The 20,675-nt window shown below is 66.5% G+C and carries 16 protein-coding genes and 1 pseudogene; 11 read left to right on the forward strand and 6 right to left on the reverse strand.

Annotation, left to right across the window (positions count from 1 at the left end):
• Positions 1-22 precede the first annotated feature (22 nt).
• On the reverse strand, positions 23-1,270 hold the full coding sequence (locus ACFQXB_RS08690; RefSeq protein ID WP_377402234.1) for a lytic murein transglycosylase: 1,248 nt from the start codon (positions 1,268-1,270) through the stop codon (positions 23-25).
• A 161-nt stretch (positions 1,271-1,431) separates the two neighbouring features.
• Between ACFQXB_RS08690 and ACFQXB_RS08695 the strand changes: the two genes are divergently transcribed.
• Positions 1,432-1,917: a hypothetical protein gene (locus ACFQXB_RS08695; protein WP_377402237.1), complete on the forward strand. Its 486-nt coding sequence runs from the start codon at positions 1,432-1,434 to the stop codon at positions 1,915-1,917.
• A 51-nt stretch (positions 1,918-1,968) separates the two neighbouring features.
• Here the strand turns inward: ACFQXB_RS08695 and ACFQXB_RS08700 are convergent, their stop codons facing one another.
• A complete protein-coding gene (locus ACFQXB_RS08700) occupies positions 1,969-2,316 on the reverse strand; it encodes a four-helix bundle copper-binding protein (protein WP_377402240.1) in 348 nt (115 codons plus the stop codon).
• 235 nt (positions 2,317-2,551) lie between these two features.
• On the opposite strand from ACFQXB_RS08700, the gene ACFQXB_RS08705 reads away from it, so the two are divergent.
• Positions 2,552-2,842 (forward strand): hypothetical protein, encoded by a 291-nt coding sequence (locus tag ACFQXB_RS08705; RefSeq protein WP_377402243.1) that lies wholly within the window; start codon positions 2,552-2,554, stop codon positions 2,840-2,842.
• A gap of 94 nt (positions 2,843-2,936) precedes the next feature.
• Positions 2,937-3,218, forward strand: a complete 282-nt coding sequence (locus ACFQXB_RS08710) for a hypothetical protein (RefSeq protein ID WP_377402894.1) — start codon at positions 2,937-2,939, stop codon at positions 3,216-3,218.
• A 219-nt stretch (positions 3,219-3,437) separates the two neighbouring features.
• Here the strand turns inward: ACFQXB_RS08710 and ACFQXB_RS08715 are convergent.
• Positions 3,438-4,273, reverse strand: a pseudogene (locus tag ACFQXB_RS08715) (fumarylacetoacetate hydrolase family protein); the annotation flags it as partial.
• Between the two features lie 301 nt (positions 4,274-4,574).
• Between ACFQXB_RS08715 and ACFQXB_RS08720 the strand changes: the two are divergent.
• The 8 genes from ACFQXB_RS08720 to ACFQXB_RS08755 all read left to right on the forward strand — a co-directional run bounded on the left by ACFQXB_RS08720 (position 4,575) and on the right by ACFQXB_RS08755 (position 15,727).
• Positions 4,575-5,285 (forward strand): FCD domain-containing protein, encoded by a 711-nt coding sequence (locus tag ACFQXB_RS08720; RefSeq protein ID WP_377402246.1) that lies wholly within the window; start codon positions 4,575-4,577, stop codon positions 5,283-5,285.
• Positions 5,286-5,412: 127 nt separating this feature from the next.
• On the forward strand, positions 5,413-5,922 hold the full coding sequence (locus ACFQXB_RS08725; protein WP_377402249.1) for a 2Fe-2S iron-sulfur cluster-binding protein: 510 nt from the start codon (positions 5,413-5,415) through the stop codon (positions 5,920-5,922).
• Positions 5,919-6,938, forward strand: a complete 1,020-nt coding sequence (locus tag ACFQXB_RS08730; RefSeq protein ID WP_377402252.1) for an FAD binding domain-containing protein — start codon at positions 5,919-5,921, stop codon at positions 6,936-6,938. Before ACFQXB_RS08725 ends, ACFQXB_RS08730 begins: the two co-directional genes overlap by 4 nt.
• A complete protein-coding gene (locus ACFQXB_RS08735; protein ID WP_377402255.1) occupies positions 6,935-9,148 on the forward strand; it encodes a xanthine dehydrogenase family protein molybdopterin-binding subunit in 2,214 nt (737 codons plus the stop codon). The genes ACFQXB_RS08730 and ACFQXB_RS08735 overlap by 4 nt, the downstream gene beginning before the upstream one ends.
• A 228-nt stretch (positions 9,149-9,376) precedes the next feature.
• Positions 9,377-9,580: a hypothetical protein gene (locus ACFQXB_RS08740; RefSeq protein ID WP_377402258.1), complete on the forward strand. Its 204-nt coding sequence runs from the start codon at positions 9,377-9,379 to the stop codon at positions 9,578-9,580.
• Positions 9,581-9,703: 123 nt separating this feature from the next.
• Entirely contained in the window at positions 9,704-11,539 is a 1,836-nt protein-coding gene (ilvD, locus tag ACFQXB_RS08745; protein ID WP_377402261.1) for a dihydroxy-acid dehydratase, read from the forward strand.
• 365 nt (positions 11,540-11,904) lie between these two features.
• Entirely contained in the window at positions 11,905-15,009 is a 3,105-nt protein-coding gene (locus tag ACFQXB_RS08750) for a bifunctional diguanylate cyclase/phosphodiesterase (protein WP_377402264.1), read from the forward strand.
• Between the two features lie 73 nt (positions 15,010-15,082).
• The gene (locus ACFQXB_RS08755; protein ID WP_377402267.1) at positions 15,083-15,727 is read left to right on the forward strand and encodes a sulfotransferase family 2 domain-containing protein; all 645 of its coding nucleotides are present in this window, start codon (positions 15,083-15,085) and stop codon (positions 15,725-15,727) included.
• Here ACFQXB_RS08755 and ACFQXB_RS08760 read toward each other — a convergent pair.
• From ACFQXB_RS08760 to ACFQXB_RS08770, 3 genes are all read right to left on the reverse strand, one after another.
• Positions 15,700-18,801: an efflux RND transporter permease subunit gene (locus ACFQXB_RS08760; protein ID WP_377402270.1), complete on the reverse strand. Its 3,102-nt coding sequence runs from the start codon at positions 18,799-18,801 to the stop codon at positions 15,700-15,702. The two genes, ACFQXB_RS08755 and ACFQXB_RS08760, sit on opposite strands and share 28 nt — an antisense overlap.
• Positions 18,801-19,976, reverse strand: coding sequence for an efflux RND transporter periplasmic adaptor subunit (locus ACFQXB_RS08765; protein ID WP_377402273.1), 1,176 nt, complete (start codon positions 19,974-19,976; stop codon positions 18,801-18,803). Before ACFQXB_RS08765 ends, ACFQXB_RS08760 begins: the two co-directional genes overlap by 1 nt.
• A 141-nt stretch (positions 19,977-20,117) precedes the next feature.
• A complete protein-coding gene (locus tag ACFQXB_RS08770) occupies positions 20,118-20,612 on the reverse strand; it encodes an RrF2 family transcriptional regulator (protein ID WP_377402276.1) in 495 nt (164 codons plus the stop codon).
• Positions 20,613-20,675: the final 63 nt, after the last annotated feature.

Genomic DNA, 20,675 nt, shown 5'->3' on the forward strand with positions numbered 1-20,675 from the left:
TGCCGGGGATCCGCCGGCGCCCCTAGCGCAACCGCCGCAGCAGATCGAGCGATGGCTCGCCCGTCACCGGCAGGCCCGCCCGTTCCTGATAGGCGCGGATCGCAGCGCGGGTGTTCGGGCCGATCACGCCGTCAGTGCCCTGGGTGTCAAAGCCCGCAGCGGTCAGGCGGCGCTGCAGGTCCTGCCGGTCAGCCATGGTCATGCCCTGGGCATCGGGCGGGAACCGGCCGCGGATGGGCGGACCGCCGCGCAGCCGGTCGGAGAGATGGCCCACGCCGATCACATAGCTTTCGGCATTGTTGTAGCGGGTGATCACGGTGAAGTTGCGAAAGGTCATGAAGGCCGGCCCGCTTGCCCCTGCCGGAATGATGATCGAGGCGGGGCCGTGATCCGGCACGACGCGCCCGTCCATGTCGCGCACGCCCTGCGCCGCCCAGTCTCCGGGGCTGCGGGTCGTGCCGCGCCCGGTCTGGCCGGTGTTGAAGCCCGAGGGCAGCCGCACCTCGACACCCCAGGGCTGGCCGCGTCGCCAGCCCGACCGCGACAGATAGGCCGCCGCCGAGGCAAGCGCATCGCTGGGATCCTCGGACCAGATATCCCGCCGCCCGTCGCCGGTGAAATCCACCGCATAGGCAAGATAGGATGTCGGGATGAACTGGGTATGCCCCATTGCACCGGCCCAGCTTCCGGTCATGCGATCCGCGGTGATATCGCCGTTCTGCAGGATCCGAAGCGCGGCGACCAGCTGCTGTTCGAAAAAGGCCCCGCGCCGGCCGTCGAAGGCCAGCGTGGCCAGCGCCGAGATCACCGGGACCGAGCCGCGCCGCGTCCCGTAGGAGCTTTCCATCCCCCAGATCGCAGTCACCACCTCGGGTTCGACGCCATAGCGCGCCTCGATCTGGGTCAGAACGCCGCGATACCGTTGCAGTGCTGCGCGCCCGTTTGCCACGCGTTCATCGGAGGCCGCGATCGCGAGATAATCTTCAAGCGAGCGGGTGAACTCGGTCTGGTTGCGGTCGCGATCGACCACATCGGGCAGGAAACCGGCGCCGCGCAGGGCCGTATCAAGCGTCGCCTGGGAAATCCCCTGCCCTGCGGCACGCGGACGGAACGCGGCAAGCCAGGCGTCGAACCGCGGATTTGGCACCGGCCGGAACTGCGGTTCCGGGGCGCGCGCGGGCCCCGCCAACCCCCCCGGGCCACCACCCGCACAGGCCGAGACTGCCGTTGCCGCCAACCCAAGGACCATCGTTCGCCGTTTCATCCGCATAGCTTTCCTCCTGCTCTTTTTCCGACCCTATCGCAGCACCGGCGTCGATCAAAGCCATGCAGGCGCAAAACCGACGCTCGGGCAGATATGCACCTGCGATGACAACCGGAACCTTTCGCGGCCCTGTTGGTTTCCCTGCGGCAATAACAAGAGCAGACGAAATGAAACATGCCGAGGTGACCGACCTGCGCATCCTGCTGGTCGAGGACGACTTCTATTCCGCACATGATCTGGCAGACAGGATCGCGGCCGCGGGCGGCCGGGTGCTTGGCCCCGTGGCCAGTGTGGCGGCCGCACTTGCGCTGACGCATGAAGGCCCCGTTGACGGGGCGATCCTTGACGTGGAGAGCCATGGAGCGGCCATCTTTGCGATTGCCGATGCGCTGGCGCGACGCGGAGTGCCGTTTCTGTTCACCGCCGGGCGTCAGCCCGACATCCTGCCGCGCCGCCACTCGGCTGTTCCCTTCTGCGCGAAACAGGTGTCTTCGGCACGCAAGCTTGCGGTTCTGGTCGAACGGATCGCGCGTTCGGCGCAGCTGGCGGGCGGCAATGGGCCGCCGCGCGCGCCTTCCGTTGCCGCGCGGAGGGTCATGCAAGGCGCTGCGGGACAGCAATCGCCCTGGCTGCCGGGCGCACGGGCGGTGTAGCTGCCCCGGCAGCGCCTGGCCAAGCGGTCATTCCTCAGGGCTCAGGAGGGCTCAGGCCGCCATCCGCCGGCATTCCTCGGCACATTTGCGGCAGGCCGCCACGCAGGCCTCCATTCCCTCCAGCCGCGCACAATCCTCGGCGCATTCGGTGCAGATCTCGGCGCATTCGGCGCAGACATGGGCATGATGCCGCGAACCGATCAGCATGAAATGGGCCGAGGTGCGGCAGATCTCGGCACAGGCCATCATCAGGCGGAAATGGTGCGGCGCGGTATGCTCGCCCCCGCTTTCAAGGCAGTGGCCCATCGCGGTGGACAGGCAGGTGCGATAGCATTCCAGACAGGCGGTGATGCACTCCTGCATATGGGCCTGCGAATGCGACGTCTCATGCTGTGCCATGGATCTCTCCTGTGTCAGGCGGGCCGCAACCACCGACCCGCACAAACCAACACCCGCCGGACGGCTTTGTTTCCGCCCCGCTACAGAACCGCCCTGATCTTCCACGGCAACTCGCCGTCCTGCGCGACCAGACGCGGGAGCTGACGGCCACCATCTGTCGGATCAACAAGGCCATGGCAGAGGCCGCGGCCGGGATGAACTTGAAGGCTTCGAATTACTCGCCTCAATCACGGGCGTGGGTCGGCCTGCCGCCGCGATCTTCCTGTCGGCCCTGGGCGACATCCGCGGCTTCGCCCATTGCGACAAGCGGGCGGCCCATGTGGGCGTCGTGCCGCGCATGGCGGCCTCGAACGGCGTCGAGCAACCGGCCGGGCAGCACGCTGGTCCGGACAAGGCTGGTGCAACAGGCGCTCAGCCGACCCGGTGCGCGGGATACCTGGCTACCTTTTATCGCCGCATCACGGAACGCCGCGGAGCAGGCAAGGCGATCACCGCCTCCGCGAAGGTTTCTCACGATCATCAATAACACGCGGAGAAACGGATTGGTCTTCGATGATTTTCCGGCCTTCAGCCTCTGAAGCACCAGCAATCTGACTCGGCAAACATCATGGGAGAACAGGATGCACAAGCGTTTCGCGGCGATCGGCGAATGTATGGTCGAACGGGCGCCTGCCGGCACGCGGAACGGTTCGGGCGATACCTTCGCCACCGGCTTTGCCGGCGACACGTTCAACACCGCGTGGTATCCGCGCCGCGCCCTGCCCCGGTATTGGCAGGTTCACCAACCGATTGCGATGGGCCCGGATGCACGACTGGCCCGGACGTGCGCCTTCATGGAACAGGCGGGGCTTGGGACGGCGCATGGGCGCGGGGTCCCGTCCGGACCCTGGGCCTTTACATGATCGAATTGCAGAACGGCAAGCGCAGCTCTTCCGGTGGCGCAGCCAGAGCGGGGCGCGCGGCCCTGCCGATGCGGCCGTGGTCTGTCTGTCGGGCATTACCCCTGGCCCTCCTTGACCCCGCGGACCGGCAGAGGCTTGCGAAGCGCTGCGGCAGGCCCGAGCAGGGGTTTGACCGGCACATCCCGGACCGATGCCAACCGGCCAGGCGCCCCAGGCTGGGTCTGCCATTACCTCCTGTCGCTGGGCACCCAGCCCGCCGATCCCCAGTTCCACAACGTCACCCGGCTTGAGGAACCGTTGCGGCGTCATGGCCATGCCGACGCCCGGCGGAGGTCCCGTCGAGATCACGTCGCCGGGATGCAGCGCCATGAACTGGCTGAGGTAGCTGACAACCTGCGCCAGGCCGTGGACCTTGGTGCGGGTCGAGCCCTGCTGCATCGTCTGCCGTTCACCCGCAGCCACATCCCCAGGTTCTGCGGATCGGGCACCTCGTTCCGGGTGACAGGCCAGGGGCCAAGGGGGCCGAAACTGTCGCAGCTCTTGCCCTTGGTCCATTGGCCGGCGCGCGCGGTCTGGAAGCTGCGCTCGGAGATGTCATTGGCCACGGCATAACCTGCAACATGATCCGGCGTCTGGTCCGGGCTCACGTATTTCGCGCGGCTGCCGATGATGACGGCAAGCTCCACCTCCCAGTCGGTCTTTTCCGATCCGCGCGGCAGGCACGCCGGATCATCGGGGCCGCAGATCGCACTGGTGGCCTTCATGAAGATCACCGGTTCGGGCGGGACGGCCATGCCGCTTTCGGCGGCGTGATCGGCAGAGTTCAGACCGATGCAGATGAACTTGTCCGTTCCGCCGACACAGGGGCCAATCCGCCCCGGAGTCCACCCGTGGCAGCCTGGCGGGATTGATCGCGGCAATCCGGGCAAGACTCGCGGGCGAAAGGGTCGCGCCAGCGATGTCGTCCCCCACAGAGGCAGATCGTGCAGCCTGCCTTCCGCATCAATAATTCCGGGCTTTTCCTGACCCGGGGGCCCGAAGCGCAGCAGTTTCATCGCCTGACCTTTCCTTCGGTGACCGGCCGCAGCCGCCGGCCGGGCGAAAGGACCGCAAGACTGCGAACCGTTCTTGATCGGGTTTCGGATCGTCGGCATTCGATGCCATGCCCGGATGACGTGACGAAGGGGCCGGGCGTGGCGCGCAGGAGCATCCGTTTCAAGGCGGCTTGCAACCAGATGCTGGACGATATGGCCGGGCGCGCTGGGGACGAGCCGGCTTTGGAATCGGATCGCACTGCAGCTTGGGGTCAGCCGCACCATCACCCGCCCGGTTCTGCGGGCGCTGCATGATCGGGGCGTGATCGCCTGGGAAGGGCGGCGCAGGACGGTGCTGCGCCTGCCACAGTCCGAAGACCGCTTCGATCGCGACGATCTGGTGCCCGAGGCCGAGCGGCTGGAACGGAGGTTCCCTGACTGGATCCTGCGCCGCGACGGTGCACCACGCACCCGGCTCAACATCAGTGAATTGTCCCGCCAGTTCGATGTCGGACCACAGGCGGCCGCCGGGTTTCTGGGCCGTTTCAGTCGCCTCGGACCGGTCGAGCGGATTGGCCGCAGCGACTGGGCGCTGCGCGGCTTTGCTGCCGATCATGCGCGTGAACTGCCAGAGTTCCGGATGATGATCGAACTGGATGCTGCACGCCGTTTCGCCAGCCTTCCCGCATCCCGTCCGGCCTTTGCCCGGCTGGAGCATCGGGAGGCGGAACATCTGGCGCTTCTGGACAGGATCGACACCGCCTGTCACGACTTCTCGGCGCTGGACGTCCGGCTGCATCCCGCGGTCACCGGCATTACCGGCAACCGCTTCGCGCGGGATTTCCGGGACCTCATCTCGTTCATCTTCCACCATCATAACCAATGGAACAAGCGCCTGGAACAGCGGCGCAATACGGCAGCCATTGCCGACCATCCGGAGTATATCCGGCCCCTGCGCAGCCGGGACAAGACCCGCATCCTTCGCGCGGCAGAGGGGCATCTGACCACGGCGCGCCAGACGCTTCTGGATTAGATCGGCGCCTGACTCTGCCCTGCCAAGGGAGATGCGGACCTCTCCGTGCATCGGGAACATCCGCCGCGACGGCGCGTTGCCTTCCGACCCGAAGCCCAATGCCACCCCAAGGGAAGCGACCCGGCCGATGAAACTCACCCTCACCGTCAATGGCGAGCCCCGCGCGCTTGATCTTGATCCGCGCGTCACCCTTCTGGATGCGCTGCGCCACCATCTTGACCTTCCCGGGACAAAGAAGGGCTGCGATCACGGCCAGTGCGGCGCCTGCACGGTGATCGTCAACGGTCAGCGCATCAATGCCTGCCTGACACTGGCCGTGATGCACGAGGGCGACCAGGTGACCACGATCGAGGGGCTGGCGTCAGAGGGCAAGCTGACGCCGCTGCAGGCAGCCTTCATCGAGCATGACGGGTTTCAATGTGGCTATTGCACCCCGGGCCAGATCTGTTCGGCCACAGCAATGGCCGAGGAACTGCGCCAGGGCTGGCCCAGCGACGCGACCGAGGATCTCGAGACCCATCCCAGCCTTACCGAGGCCGAGATTGCCGAGCGGATGAGCGGCAACCTTTGCCGCTGCGCCTGCTATCCCGGTATTCGCGCGGCGATCCTCGAGGCCTTGCAGGAGCGGGACGCATGAGGCCCTTCGATTATCACCGTGCCACCTCGCCCGCCGAGGCAACCCGGCTGGCCGACCAGAAGGGCAGCGCCTTCATCGCAGGCGGCACCAACCTGCTCGATCTGATGAAGCTCGAGGTCATGGCGCCGGATCGTCTGGTCGATGTGTCGCGGGTTGATGCAGACGGGATGGGCGGTATCGAACCGCAGCCCGATGGCGGGCTGCGGATCGGCGCCAGCGTCACCAACAGCGCCCTTGCCGCCGATCCGCTTGTGCGGCGCCAGTATCCGCTGCTTTCCCGGGCGCTTCTGGCCGGTGCCACCGCCCAGCTGCGCAACAAGGCCACCACGGGCGGCAATCTCCTGCAGCGGACGCGCTGCTATTACTTCTACGACCGCGACACGCCCTGCAACAAACGCAGCCCCGGCAGCGGATGTGCGGCGCAGAAGGGCGTGAACCGCAACCATGCGATCTTCGGCACCAGCCCCGCCTGCATCGCCACCCATCCCAGCGACATGGCGGTGGCGCTGCGGGCGCTTGATGCCCGGGTCGAACTGCTTTCCCCCCGGGGCAAGCGCCGGATCGTGCCGCTGGAGGGGTTTCACCGCCTTCCCGGGGACAGCCCGCATCTCGAGACGGTCCTTGCCCCCGGCGAATTGATCCTTGCCGTGCATCTGCCGCCCCCCATCGGGCCGCGCCAGATCTATCGCAAGGTGCGCGACCGGGCGTCCTATGCCTTTGCGCTGGTGTCGGTTGCCGTCGTGCTGCGGATGGAGGACGGGCGGATTTCCGAGGCCGCCTGCGCCTTTGGCGGGGTCGGAACCGTGCCCTGGCGCGATCCTGCGCTCGAGATCTTCCTGAAGGGCGAGGCAGCCTCGGAAGCCCTTTTCGACGAAGCCGGCCGGTTGCTGCTGCGCGATGCCAGGGGCCAGGGCGGGAATGATTTCAAGATCCCGCTGCTGAAACGCACGCTGCGGGCCGTGCTGGCCGAGGCCATGGCGGAACGCGCCAGCAATCCGGCAGGGGGTGAGGCATGAAACGCCATCAGAAAATCGACACGCCGCAGCGGGATCACCGCCTGGACGGCATGGTGCAAGGCGTTCTGGGCGCGCCCCTTGACCGTATCGACGGCAGCGTCAAGGTTCAGGGCCTTGCACCCTATGCCGGCGAAGCGCGTCTGCCGGGACTTGCCCATGGCGTTCTGGTACGGGCGCCGCAGATCGGTCGGATCACCGGAATGGACACCGACCGCCTGCAGCGCTTTCCCGGCGTGCTTCTGGTGCTGACCGAAGGCTTGCCGCGCAATTCGGCGCAGGGAACAGCCGATACCGCACCGCCGTCGTCGGGGGACCGGGCCGACTATGTCGGCCAGCCGGTGGCGCTTGTCGTGGCCGAGACGCTGGAACAGGCCCAGCATGCCGCCCTTCAGGCCGAGGTGGCGATCGCCGCCACAGGCGGGGTCACCGACCCCGAAGCCGCCGATACGCCGGTCGAGACACCGGAAAAGAAACAGCTTGATCTGGGCGATCTGGACCGTGCCCTGGCCGAAGCCGCCTTTCGCCTTGACGAAACCTATCGCACGCCCACGCTCAGCAGTGCCCCGCTTGAACCGCATGCCGCGGTCGCGCATTGGCAGGACGGGCGGCTGGAACTGCACGGCAGCTACCAGATGCTGAAATACAATGTCGCCCAGCTTGCCGATGCGCTGGACGTGGCCCCTGACCGGATCCGCCTGCTGGCGCCCTTCGTGGGCGGTGGCTTTGGCTCCAAGCTGGGGATCGGTGCCGAGGCGGTGGGCGCGGCGCTGGCCGCCCGCAAGCTGGATCGGCCCGTTTCGGTCAGGCTGCACCGCCGTCAGGTGTTCGAAATGACCAGCCGCCGGTCCGAAACCCGTCAGCGCATCCGTCTGGCCGCCGACCGCGACGGCAAGCTGACCGGGATCGGCCACGACAGCCTTGTGTCGAACCTCCCGGGCGAGGCGTTCTCGGAACCCGTGGCCCAGGGCACGCGCTTCAACTATGCCGCCCCGAACCGGCGCATCCTGCACCAGATCGCACGCGTTGGCCGGATCTCGGCCGGTTCGGTCCGCGCGCCGGGCGAGGCGGTGGGCGTGACCGCCTTCGAAACGGCGATGGACGAACTGGCGTTGCAGATCGGCCTTGACCCCGTCGAGCTGCGGCTGCGCAACATGCCCGATTGCGACCCGGTCAGCGGCAAGCCGTTTTCGTCGCACATGCTGGCCGAGGCGCTGCGGGAAGGGGCCGGCCGGTTTGGCTGGCAGCACCGCCCGCCCCGCAGCCGGCGCGAGGGCGAATGGTGGATCGGCATGGGCATGGCCTCGGCGGTGCGGGTGAACATGCTGATGGAATCGGAAGCCCGCGTGACCCTGTCCCCCGCGGGCGAGGCGCTGGTCGAAACCGACATGACCGACATCGGCACGGGCAGCTATACGATCCTTGCCCAGATCGCGGCCGAGATGCTGGGCCTGCCGATGGCCCGCGTCAGCACCCGGCTGGGCGATACCGATCTGCCGCCCGCGGCGGGCTCGGGCGGATCGTTCGGGGCAAGTTCTTCCGGCAGCGCGGTCTATCTTGCCTGTCTTGAACTGCGCAGCCGCATCGCCCGCAGCCTTGGCTGCGCGGAAACCGACCTCACGCTGAAGGACGGCGACGCGATCCATGCCAACCACCGCACCCCCCTGGCCGAGATCCTTGCCGGCGAAAGCTGGTCGGCCGTGGGTCATGTGGAGCCGGGCCAGACCGCGAAGGACGTGCGTGCCGGCACCTATGGCGTGAACTTCGCCGAGGTTGCGGTGAATGATGTCACCGGCGAAACCCGGTTGCGGCGGATGGAGGGTGTCTTTGCCTGCGGGCGCATCCTGAACGAAAAGACCGCCCGCTCGCAATGTCACGGCGGCATGATCTGGGGCATCGGAATGGCGCTGACCGAGGCGCTGCTGCACGATCCCCGCGACGGCCATGCCGTGAACCGGGATCTGGCCGAATACCACCTGCCCGTGAACCGTGACACGCCCGCCATCGGGGTGCATTTCCTGGACGAGCGCGACGACTGGGTTGGCCCGCTGCAATCCAAGGGCATCGGCGAGCTTGCCATCTGCGGCGCGGGCGCTGCGGTGGTCAACGCGATCCACAATGCCTGCGGGGTTCGCATCCGCGATTATCCCGCCACGCCCGACAAGGTGCTTCTGGGGCTTCTGGCGCTTGAAGATGATGCCGCGGTCTCGTGACGGACGGAGGGCGTGTTCGGGCAACTGCCTGCTTTTCCCGCACCGCCGGACGCCCGCCGGATCGAGGCGAGCTTTGCCGCGCACTTCCGCGGCATCCAGGCTGGTTTCTTCAAGGTTGAGCTTGTCTTTCCACAAATTTGCCCCAGGTTGAAGACTGCGGTTTCAGCGCAGCCGCCGCATCGGAAGTGGCACCAGCGCTGGAAGATCACCAGCAGCGGCGGAGGACATATGTTCGATCATCTCATCAGGCTCACGAAATACGAGGCACCCAAGGAGCTTCCGCGCCCCGAAACAGCGCTTGACCGCACCACCCGTGCGGCACAGGAAATCATCGACAGCGAAACGCGCAAGCGGGACGACAAGACGGAACGGCTGCGCCTCGCGCGGATCGAGCGCGCCCGCAAGGAGCGCAGGACGCCCGCCAAGGGCTGAGCCAGGCCCCCACGCACCCGCCTCCGTGACCGGGGGCGGACCGGGCACAGCCGGAAGCAGGGGTTGACAGAACCCGGCAGCAGGTGCAACCGCGCGCAGGTAACTGCGCAGAAAGGTTCCGCCATGCCCGTCTATCGCTCCCGCACCACAACTCACGGCCGCAACATGGCTGGCGCCCGGGGTCTCTGGCGTGCCACCGGCATGAAGGATGGCGATTTCGGCAAGCCGATCATCGCGGTCGTCAACTCGTTCACGCAATTCGTGCCGGGCCATGTGCATCTCAAGGATCTTGGCCAGCTTGTCGCGCGCGAGATCGAGGCCTCGGGCGGGGTGGCGAAGGAGTTCAACACCATTGCGGTCGATGATGGCATCGCCATGGGCCATGACGGCATGCTGTATTCGCTGCCCTCCCGCGAGCTGATTGCCGATTCCGTCGAATACATGGTCAACGCACATTGCGCCGATGCGATGGTCTGCATCTCGAACTGCGACAAGATCACCCCCGGAATGCTGATGGCGGCGATGCGGCTGAACATCCCCGCGGTCTTCGTGTCCGGCGGGCCGATGGAGGCCGGCAAGGTGGTGCTGGACGGCAAGGAAGTGGCGCTTGATCTTGTCGATGCGATGGTCGCGGCCGCGGATGACAGCGTTTCGGACGAGGATGTGAAGGTGATCGAGCGGTCGGCCTGCCCGACCTGCGGATCCTGCTCCGGCATGTTCACCGCCAATTCCATGAACTGCCTGACCGAGGCGCTGGGGCTGTCGCTTCCGGGCAATGGATCGCTGCTGGCCACCCATGCCGATCGCCGCGAGCTGTTCCTCGAGGCAGGCCGCACGATTGTCGAGATCACCCGTCGGCACTATGAACAGGATGACGGTTCCGTCCTGCCCCGCGCGATTGCCAACCGCGCGGCCTTCGAAAACGCGATGACGCTGGACATTGCGATGGGCGGATCCACCAACACCGTTCTGCATATTCTTGCGGCAGCCCATGAGGGCGGGATCGACTTCACCATGGCCGATATCGACCGCCTGTCGCGGCGCGTGCCGGTGCTGTGCAAGGTCGCGCCGGCAAAGCAGGATGTGCATATGGAAGATGTGCACCGGGCGGGCGGGATCATGGCGATCCTTGGCCAGCTTGATGCGGCGGGGCTTCTGAACCGCGATACGCCCACCGTTCACGCGCCCACCCTTGCGGCGGCGATCGATCGCTGGGACATCAGCCGCAGCACCGATCCCGAGGTGCAGAACCGCTTCCTGGCCGCGCCGGGCGGGGTGCCGACGCAAGTGGCCTTCAGCCAGAACCGGCGCTGGTCCAGCCTTGATCTTGACCGTGAGGCAGGGGTGATCCGCGCGGCCAGCCACCCCTTTTCTGCCGATGGCGGGCTGGCGGTGTTGTCGGGCAACCTTGCCCCCGAAGGCTGCATCGTGAAAACCGCCGGGGTGGACGAGTCCATCCTCGTGTTCTCGGGGCCCGCGCGGGTGTTCGAAAGCCAGAACGCGGCGGTCGAGGCAATCCTGTCGAACCGCATCAAGGCGGGCGATGTGGTGGTGATCCGCTATGAAGGGCCGAAGGGCGGGCCGGGGATGCAGGAAATGCTCTATCCCACCAGCTATCTGAAATCCAAGGGGCTGGGGAAGGCCTGCGCCCTGATTACCGACGGGCGCTTTTCGGGCGGCACCTCTGGTCTTTCGATCGGCCATGTCTCGCCCGAGGCGGCCTCGGGCGGCACGATCGGCCTTGTGCAGGATGGCGATCTGATCGAGATCGACATCCCCGCCCGGACGATCCGGCTTGCGGTAACGGATGAAGTGCTTGCCACGCGCCGGGCCGAACAGGATGCGCGCGGCTGGGCACCTGCCGCGCCCCGCCCGCGCAGGATCAGCACGGCGCTGAAGGCCTATGCGATGTTCGCCACATCGGCTGCGCAGGGGGCGGCGCGGCACCTGCCCGAATGACGGGGTGGGGGGCGGTTGCGCGCGGCGGCCCCCCACCCACCCTGTTCATCAGCGGTGCGCCCGGATGATGACGGATGTGGCGCCCACGTCCCGTCCGGCAGAGCGGAACGGTTTGCGCGCGCGGCGCGCGGAAAGATATTGTTAAGGGTCAGGGCTTACCCTATCAGATCTGCTTGGGCGTAGGATGCGGGTTGATTTGTTTGCAGATCTTCAACCAGAAGATATCTTGATATGTGTGTCGGTCTGCCGGCAACCCGCGCTTTCATCACGTCAGCGCAGGAAGTGCACCTGAACGGCGTCTGCCATGGGGGGCGCGTTCTGCTGAGCGCGCGCAAGGTTCTGGCCGAGGATCCGATGATGCCGCAATGCGGGAAGCCCTGCCGATGACGTCGGACAGCCCGACAGCCGATTGCAACGAGGACCGTCTGACCAAGGCGCAGGCGCTCATCCTTGACGCCTTGCGCCGGTTGCTGCGGGCCTCGATCGATCATATCGACGCGGAGGTCCTGGCGACGCTGGAGCGGGTTGGCCGTTTCGCGCAGGCTGATCGCAGCTATGTGTTCCGGCTGCGCGACGACGCCCTGCTTGACAATAGCCACGAATGGGTGGCCGCCGGCATCGAGCCCATGCAGGCCAGCCTTCAGGGCCTGCCGCTGGAGATGATCGCACAGTGGCAGACCAGCTTCGAACGGGATCAGCCGGTCTATATTGCCGATGTGAATGGACTGCCCGAACACGCGCCGGAAAAGACCACCCTGCAGCGGCAGGGGATCCGGTCGCTTCTGGTCGCACCGATGCTGAAGGCCGGCCGCTTCTACGGAATGATCGGCTTCGATCTGGTGCGCAAGCACGGTGACTTTCTGCCTGGCGAGGTTTTCCTGCTCAAATCCGTCGCGGATGTCATCGGTTCGGTGCTTCAGCACAGCGACACGGTGCAGGAAATGCGCCAGATCCAGGCACAGCTGCAGGACACCGGAAACCGGCTGAGGACGACGCTTGCGGCCATGCCGGATCTGGTGATCGAGATTGACGGCGAAGGGCGCTATGTGTCCTTCAACACCGACGAAAACCGCTTCCCCTTCGTGGATGTACCGGCGCTTCGGGGCAAGCTCATGGAGGAGGTTCTGCCGCCCCAGGTTGCCCGGTCGCGGCGGCTCCTGATGCATCAGCTGGATCAGGGAACCCCCGCCGTGCGTCAGAACTATAAGCTGCCTACCCCCTCGGGCCCCCGGTGGATGGAGCTGTCCGGGGCACTGCTGCCCACCCCAGCGGGAAGCGAGCGCCGTTATCTGTTCGTGGCGCGCGATATCACCGCGCGGGTGCGCGACCAGAACGAACTGGCCTATCGCGACGATCTGCTGACGGCGCTGTTCGATGTGATGCCGGCGGGAATGCTGCTTGTGGATCCGCGCAATGGCTGCATCCTCGAGGTGAACCGCGCGATGCTGGAGCTTACCGGCCAGTCGCGCGAGGCGTTGTTGAACCTGCGCAGCATGGATGTTGTTCCTGGACTTGACGTTGCGGGGGAGGGCATCCGGCGCGATCTTGAACGGCGGACGCGGTTCGGGCCGCTCCAGCTTTTCTGCCACCGCGCGGATGGCACGTCCAGGCCGGTGCAGATCCTGGGCTTCGAGGTGATGGACAGCGCGCGCGAACCCCGGATCTGGATGATTGTCGAGAACCTGAGCGAAACGCGCCGCCTGCAGGCCGCGCTTCTGGCCCAGCGTGACTTTCTGGCCACGCTGATGAACACCAGCATGACCGGGATCGCTGCGCTGGATGACAAGGGGCGTGTCCTGTTCGCGAACCGCGAAGCCGCGGCGATCCTCGATCTGGATCAGGAGCGGCTGGTGGACCAGGCGACGGGTGATCCGCTGTGGCTTGCGCCGCAGAACGACGAAGCCGTCACCTCGGTTGCCCTGCGTTCCCTGGTGGCCGAGGTCATCGGCACGGGGCGCGAGATCCGCAATCTGCGGATCCTCGGCGGCACCGCAGCCGCGCCGCGCCACGTCTCGGTTGATGCGGTGCCGCTGGCCGCCCCCGTGCGGGGCGCCCGGGTCGTCATCACGGCACGCGACATCACCGGACAGACCGAGGCCGAACAGGCGCTGCGCGAAGCGGCACGGCGGCAGGAATTCCTCGCCACGCATGACCCGCTGACGGGGCTCGCCAACCGGGCCCTTCTCAAGCATTGCATTGTCCAGGCCCTGTCCGAGCCCGATGCCGTGGTCGCGCTCCTGTTTCTTGATCTCGACAACTTCAAGACCATCAACGACAGCCTGGGCCATCGCGCGGGGGACATGCTGCTGCGCCTGGTCGCGAACCGGCTGCGGGCGCTTCTGGCGCCGGGTCAGACCCTCGCGCGGCTTGGCGGGGATGAATTCGTGGTTCTTCTGCCCCGGGCGGGGCTGACGGAGGCCACGTCGCTCGCCGAGGCGGTTCTGGAGACGCTCGGGGCACCCTTCGACCTGGACGAACAGCCCGTCTTCCTGTCCACCAGCATCGGGCTTGCGATTGCCCCGGATCATGGCGCGGACGAAGGCGAGCTGATCCGGAATGCCGATATCGCCATGTATCGCGCCAAGGAACTGGGCCGCAACCGCTTTGCCACCTTCCACCCCGAGTTTCAGGACAAGTCCAGCCATCAGAGCGCCGTCATCCAGGCGTTGCGTCACAGTCTGCGCAACGGCGGTTTCCGGCTGAAGCTGCAGCCCAAGTTCGACATCCGGTCCGGGCAATCCGGGCCGCGCATGATCGGCGCCGAAGCGCTGCTGCGCTGGAACGCGCCCGGGCTGGGCGAAACACCCCCCGACGTGTTCATCCCGATAGCCGAAAGCACCGGACTGGTGCGCGAGCTTGATGCCCATGTGACAAAGATGCTTGTCGGGCTTCTGGCCGGCTGGAACAGCGACGGCGGCCCCTGCCCCACCGTGGCCGTCAACATCTCTGCCCAATCCTTCCAGGACACCCGCTTTGCCGAACGGCTGCTGGAGCTTCTGGCGCAGAACGCTGTCCCGCCCACGGCGCTCAGCATCGAGATCACCGAGACGACGCTGATGAAGCGGTCCTCAAGCGCCAGCGACAACATCCGCAGTCTCCGCGCCGCGGGGATCACCATCGCCATCGATGATTTCGGCACCGGGTATTCTTCGCTCAGCTATCTTCAGCGTCTGCCGCTGGCCGAACTCAAGATCGACCGCAGCTTCATCGCGCGGATCGGCGGGCGCGACCGCGACGGCGAGGTCATCGTGACCGCGATCCTGTTGATGGCCCAGGCCCTGGGGCTGCGTACCGTCGCCGAGGGCGTGGAAACCGACGCCCAGTTCGAATGGCTGCGAAGCGAGGGCTGCGACATGGTGCAGGGCTATTTCCTGTCGCCGCCCCTCGAGCCGCAGGAGTTCATCAGGCTGTATCGCGAAGGTCGCGCCCGGCCGGATCCGGCAGCGCCGACCGCGGAACCGGGGGCCTGAGGGCTTCGCCTCCTGGTTGACCCGTCACATGCGGCCCCTTACGCTCGGGCAGCGTCACAAACAGGAGCAGGGTGTGAGTGCCTTTGTCAACGACTACAAGATCAGTTACTTCTCGGTGCCCAAGGTTGCCTGCACCTCGCTGAAATCGGCGTTCTTCCAGCTTGAGAACGATCGCGCCTTTCAGAACTTCCGCGTCAATGGCATCTGGAAATACATTCACCATTTCTACCCCTCGATCAACTTCGAACGCGCCCCGCATGATGCGATCGCCGGTCATGCCCGGTTCGCGCTCGTGCGCGATCCGGTCGAACGTGCGGTGTCGTGTTACCGCAACCGCGTCGTGCATTACCGAGAGCTTGCCCCCGGCCGGATCAGCGAGGAGCATGTTCAGAAAGGCGCGATCCCCGACCCGGATCTGGAGCATTTCCTGTGCAATCTGAAGCTGTACCGGCAGGCCTCGGTCTCGATCCGGCACCACACCGACCCGTTCACCTTCTATCTTGGCACCGACCCGGCCTATTACGACACGATCTTTGCCATGCGCGACATTGCGGATTTCGCCGCGCGCATTGCCCGGATCACCGGCAAGCCCTTTCCCCTGCCGCATGAACAGACCGGCGGCCCGCGCATCGATGCCACAAGCATCAGCAAGCGCGCGGCGAACCGCACCCGCCGTCTTTATGAACAGGATTACGAGGTTTTCGGCCGCTTCATGTGAGCACGCCGCACCCGTCGTGCCCCGTCCCAGGCCAGAAGCGCGGGGGTCAGCAGCACGGTAACAAGGGTCGAAAAGGCCAATCCGCCCACGATGGCGGTGGCCAGCTGGATCCAGAACTGCCCGGAAGGCGCACCGAAATAAAGATCGCGGCCGGTGAAGTCGATCGTCATGCCCATGACCATCGGCAAAAGCCCGACGATGGTGGTGATCGCGGTCAGCATCACCGGGCGGAACCGTTCGGTGCCCGCGCGGCGCGCGGCCTCGGACGGGTCAAGGCCAGTGCCGCGATGTTCGTTGTAACTGTCGATCAGCACGATGTTGTTGTTCACGACGATCCCCGCCAGCGCGACGAGACCGATGCCGCTCATGACCACGGAAAACGCCTCTTGCCGGATGACAAGGCCGATGAACACGCCGGCAAAGGAAAAGATGATCGCCGACAGCACCAGCAGGCTCTGGAAGAAGCTGTCAAGCTGCGCCAGCAGGATCAGGAACATCAGGAACACCGCGACGATGAAGGCAAGGATCAGGAAGGTCATGGCCTCCTGCTGTTCCTCGATCTCGCCGGCAAAGGTGATCTCGATCCCTTCGCCGAAGTCCTCTGCCTGAAGGCGCGATTCAAGGGTGGCAAGTTCCTGTGCCACAGTCGTGCCAGGGACAAGCGCAGCCGAAACCGTCTGGACATTGCGTGCATCGACCCGGTTCACCACCGAAGGCGCGGGGGCGACGGTCAGCGTCACGAAATTGGCGATCGGGATCATGCCGTTCTGGGTCGAGATGCGCAGATCGGCCAGCTGTTCGAATGTCCGGTCCTCGGCGGGATAGCGCAGCCGGATCTCGACCTCGTCGGTGGCATAGTCGGGCAGATAGGTGCCAAGCACCACGCCATCCGTCAGCATCTGCACCGCGGATCCAAGTGTGCCGATATCGACGCCATAGCGCGCGGCCTGTTCCCGGTCCACCAACAGCCGCAGTTCCGCATTGGGGCGCGGCACATCGCTGGACACATCCACAAAGGCCTGCTGTTCGGCCATCAGCCCCTGAAGCTGCGCCACTGCCGCCGGCAGCGCCGCCCGGTCGGCGGCCGAAACCTCGATCTGCACGGGGCGCGATTCACCGGGGCCGGCCTGCTGTTCCTCGATCTGCAGGCCGATGCCCGGCAGGTCGGCGGTCTCGGCGCGCATCCGTTCGATCAGGTCCGAGGCCGGGGCGCGGGCCCGCCAGTCGATGAAGTCGATCTGGATCGTGCCCACGACATCGGGATTGAGATTGGCGCCCAGCCGCCCCTCGACCGAACCGATGGTGCGGGAATAGACGCGGTCGTTGCCCGGAATGCCGATCAGCCGGTTTTCGACCATCCGCACCAGCCGGTCGGCCTCGTGCACCGAAAGGTTGCCATCGGCCTGCACCTGCACCTGTGCGCGTTCGGGCTCGACCGCCGGGAAGAAATCCACCCCGCGGCCGAAGGTGCCATAGATCAGGAACGATCCCACCAGCGCCAGCAGGCAGAGGCCAAGCGCCAGCCCCGGCCGCGCGATCATCCGGTCCAGCACGCGGTCATAAAGCGCGGGACGCTGGCCGCCCTCCTGTTCGGGCGGCTTCGGGGGCGCCCCGGGAAACAGCGTGCCGATCGCGGGCACGAAGATGAGCGCCATCAGCAGCGAGGCGATCAGCGTCACGATCACGGTGGCCGGCAGGAAGCGCATGAACTGCCCCGCCGTGCCCGGCCAGAACAACAGGGGCAGAAAGACCGCCAGCGTCGTGGCCGTCGAGGCGGTGATCGGCCAGGCCATGCGCTGCGCGGCGGCAAGGAAGGCGCTGCGGCGGTCCCTGCCCTCGCTCTGATAGCGTTCGGCAAGCTCCACCACCACGATCGCCCCGTCGACCAGCATGCCGATCACCAGGATCAACCCGAACAGCACCACGATGTTCAGGGTGAAGCCGATCAGCCAGATCGTCAGGATGCCGCCCAGAAAAGCACCCGGAATCGCCACCGCCACCAGAAGCGAGGCCCGCAGCCCCAGCGCCAGGATCGTGGTCAGCATCACCAGAACCACCGCCGCGATCACGTTGTTTTCCAGATCGCCCAGAAGCTGTTCGATATCCTCGGCCTGGTTTTGCAGGTAATCCACCCGCACCGCCTCGGCCCAGCTTTCCGACAGCGCATCGACCTCTTGCTGAACGCGCGCCACCGTGTCGATCACATTGGCGCCGGCGGCCTTGCGCACATCAAGCCCCACCGTGGCGCGGCCGTCGATCCGGGCAAAGGATGTGGCATCGCGGTAGGTCTGGCGGACCTCGGCCACATCCTGCACCCGCACCACCGTGCGGTCGGTCACCTGGACCGGAATCGCCAGCACATCGGCCAGCGTCTGGATCGTGCCGGGGATCGCCACGCCGATCCGGCCGGCGCCGGTGTCGAAGGCCCCCGCTGCGATCAGCTGGTTGTTGGCCTGCACGGCCTGCGCCACCGCATCCGTGGAAATCCCGTAGGACTGCGCGGCAAGCGGGTTGATGATGATCTCCAGCAGGTCGTCCCGGTCGCCGGTCAGATCGACCTCGAGCACCCCGGGCAGGGTTTCCAGCTGGTCCTGCAGTTCGCGTGCCATGCGGATCAGTTCGCGTTCCGGCACCGCACCCGAAAGCGCGACCGTCAGGATCGGGAATTGCGACAGGTCCACCTCGCGCACCGTGGGCTGATCGGCGCCTGCCGGCAGATCGGGGGTGGCGTTGTCGGTTTCGTCGCGCACGCTTTGCAGCGCGGCCTGATGGTCAAAACCGGGGTCGAATTCCAGCGTGATGGTCGCAAATCCCTCGCCGGCCTGCGCCGACATGCTGCGCAACCCGTCGATCGTCTGCAACTGCCGCTCCATCGGCTCGACCAGAAGCCGCGCGCTGTCCTCGGCCGAGATGCCGGAATAGGTGATGTTGACGATGAAGATCGGGATCTCGATCTCGGGCGTCGATTCCTTCGGGATCGTCACATAGGCATAGATGCCCGACAGGAAGACCAGCGCCAGAAGCAGCATGACCATCCGGACGCGGGCAAAGGCGGCGGCGATCAGCGTGCGCACTAGGGGCTCTCCGCGGTGGTGCTGGCCGGTGCGTCGGCTGCCGCGGCACCGCCATCCTGAACCTGGTTCGCCGCTTCGGGTTCGGCTTCGGGCAGATCGCCGACCAGATATTCGGGCGGCGTTTCCTGCACCTCGACCTGCTGGCCCACGGCAAGGCTGCCCTGGCTGATGGTCACGATCCGCACCCGCGGTGGCAGGCCGGTCACCCAGACGCCGTCAGCCCGGGCACGGATCACCTCGACCGGTGCGAAGGTGACCCGGTTTTCATCGTCCAGCACATGCAGACCCAGCCGCCCCTGTTCGTCCAGCCGCCCCAGCGCCGCCGAAACCCGGTGCGCCGCGACGGTCTGGTAGGGAATGATCACCTCGGCGCTGAGCCCGGCGGGCAGGTCACGTTCCTGGTTCGGGATCTCGGCCTCGACCCGGAAGGTGCGCGTTGCCGCATCGGCCAGCGGCGAGACGAAGCGCAGCACGCCCTCGCTTTCGCCGCCCCCGACAAAACGCACCCGCGCGGCCATGCCCGGCCGGATCCGTTCGATCGCGGTCTGCTGGACATGAACCACGGCGACCAACGGATCGTTCTGCACGATGTCCAGAACCTCCCCGCCCGGCGAGACGAATGAGCCCACCTCGGCCAGCACCTGGTTGACGATGCCGCTGATCGGCGCCTGCAGGCGGGTGTTCTCGATATCCAGTTCGATCGCGCGCAATTCGGCCCGCGCCGCTTCCAGCTGCGCCAGACGGGCGCGGGCTTCGGCTTCGGGTCCTACGCCGCGCTCGAACAGTTGTTGCGCGGCGTTGTAGTCACGCTCGGCCGCGGCCAGCTGTGCCTCGGCGCCCGCCAGCCGGGCATCGCGGTCATCGGTGGACAGCCGTGCCACCACATCGCCGGCGCTGACGCGGGTGCCCTGCGCCACCGCTTCCTCGACGATGCCGTCGGTGCGGCTGCGCAGCGTCGCAACCTGGACCGGCTCTACATCGCCGTAAAGCACCAGTTCGCGCGTGACCTCTTCGGCCGTGCTCCAGCTTGCGGCCACGGTGGGCACGCGGGGCGGCGGGGCTTCGGCCTCTTCGACCGGTTCGCGGCCGATCATGCCGCTTCCGATCCAGAGCACGACCAACAGCAGGATTGCGGCGAAGGTCAGGATGGTGGGATCAGCAAATCGCGCGCGCATGGGTCCTTTCCGCGGCTCGGCCGGTGTGTCAGTGGGCTGCACCCCCGACAGATCCTGCGAGACGCGCAGGGCGGGGCCTGCCACTGAACGCAAGGCGGGGCGATGGGGTTCCTTGTCCGGCGGGAAGGAGGCCGGGCGGTGTCAGCCGGCCGTGCCGGTGGGGCTTACCGCCGCGGGCGGCAGGACCGCGTCGCCCAGCACCACCTCGGCAGGGCCGCCGGGGCCCAGAAGGTCTTCAAGGGTCAGTGACTCGATCAGCAGAAGATAGGACCAGAACACCTCGGCAAAGACCTTGCGGATCCGGCAGGTCTTTTCGTCGGTGCAATCCTCGCAGCGCTGATAGGCGCGGCGCGACAGACAGGGCAAGGGTGCGATCGGCCCGTCGATCATCCGCAGCAGTTCGCTCAGCGCGATGGCCTTGGGCGGCTTGATCATGACATAGCCGCCCTTGCGGCCACGGACCGAAGCGATGAAGCCCGCGTTGCGGATTTCCAGAAGGATATGCTCGAGAAACCGCTTCGGCGCGCCCGAGCGCAGCGCGATCTCCTCGATCCGCAGGGGCTGGGCGTTTTCCGCCGCTTCCTCCGCCAGCACGATCAGTGCCTTGAGCGCATATTTCATCTTCTGTGTGATCATGGCCCTTCATAGGCGAGCCGCGACCGTCGTTCAACAACGACCGGTGGCCGGCCGCCTGTTTCT

The organism is Halodurantibacterium daqingense, from assembly GCF_042666235.1.
Classification (GTDB): domain Bacteria; phylum Pseudomonadota; class Alphaproteobacteria; order Rhodobacterales; family Rhodobacteraceae; genus Halodurantibacterium; species Halodurantibacterium daqingensis.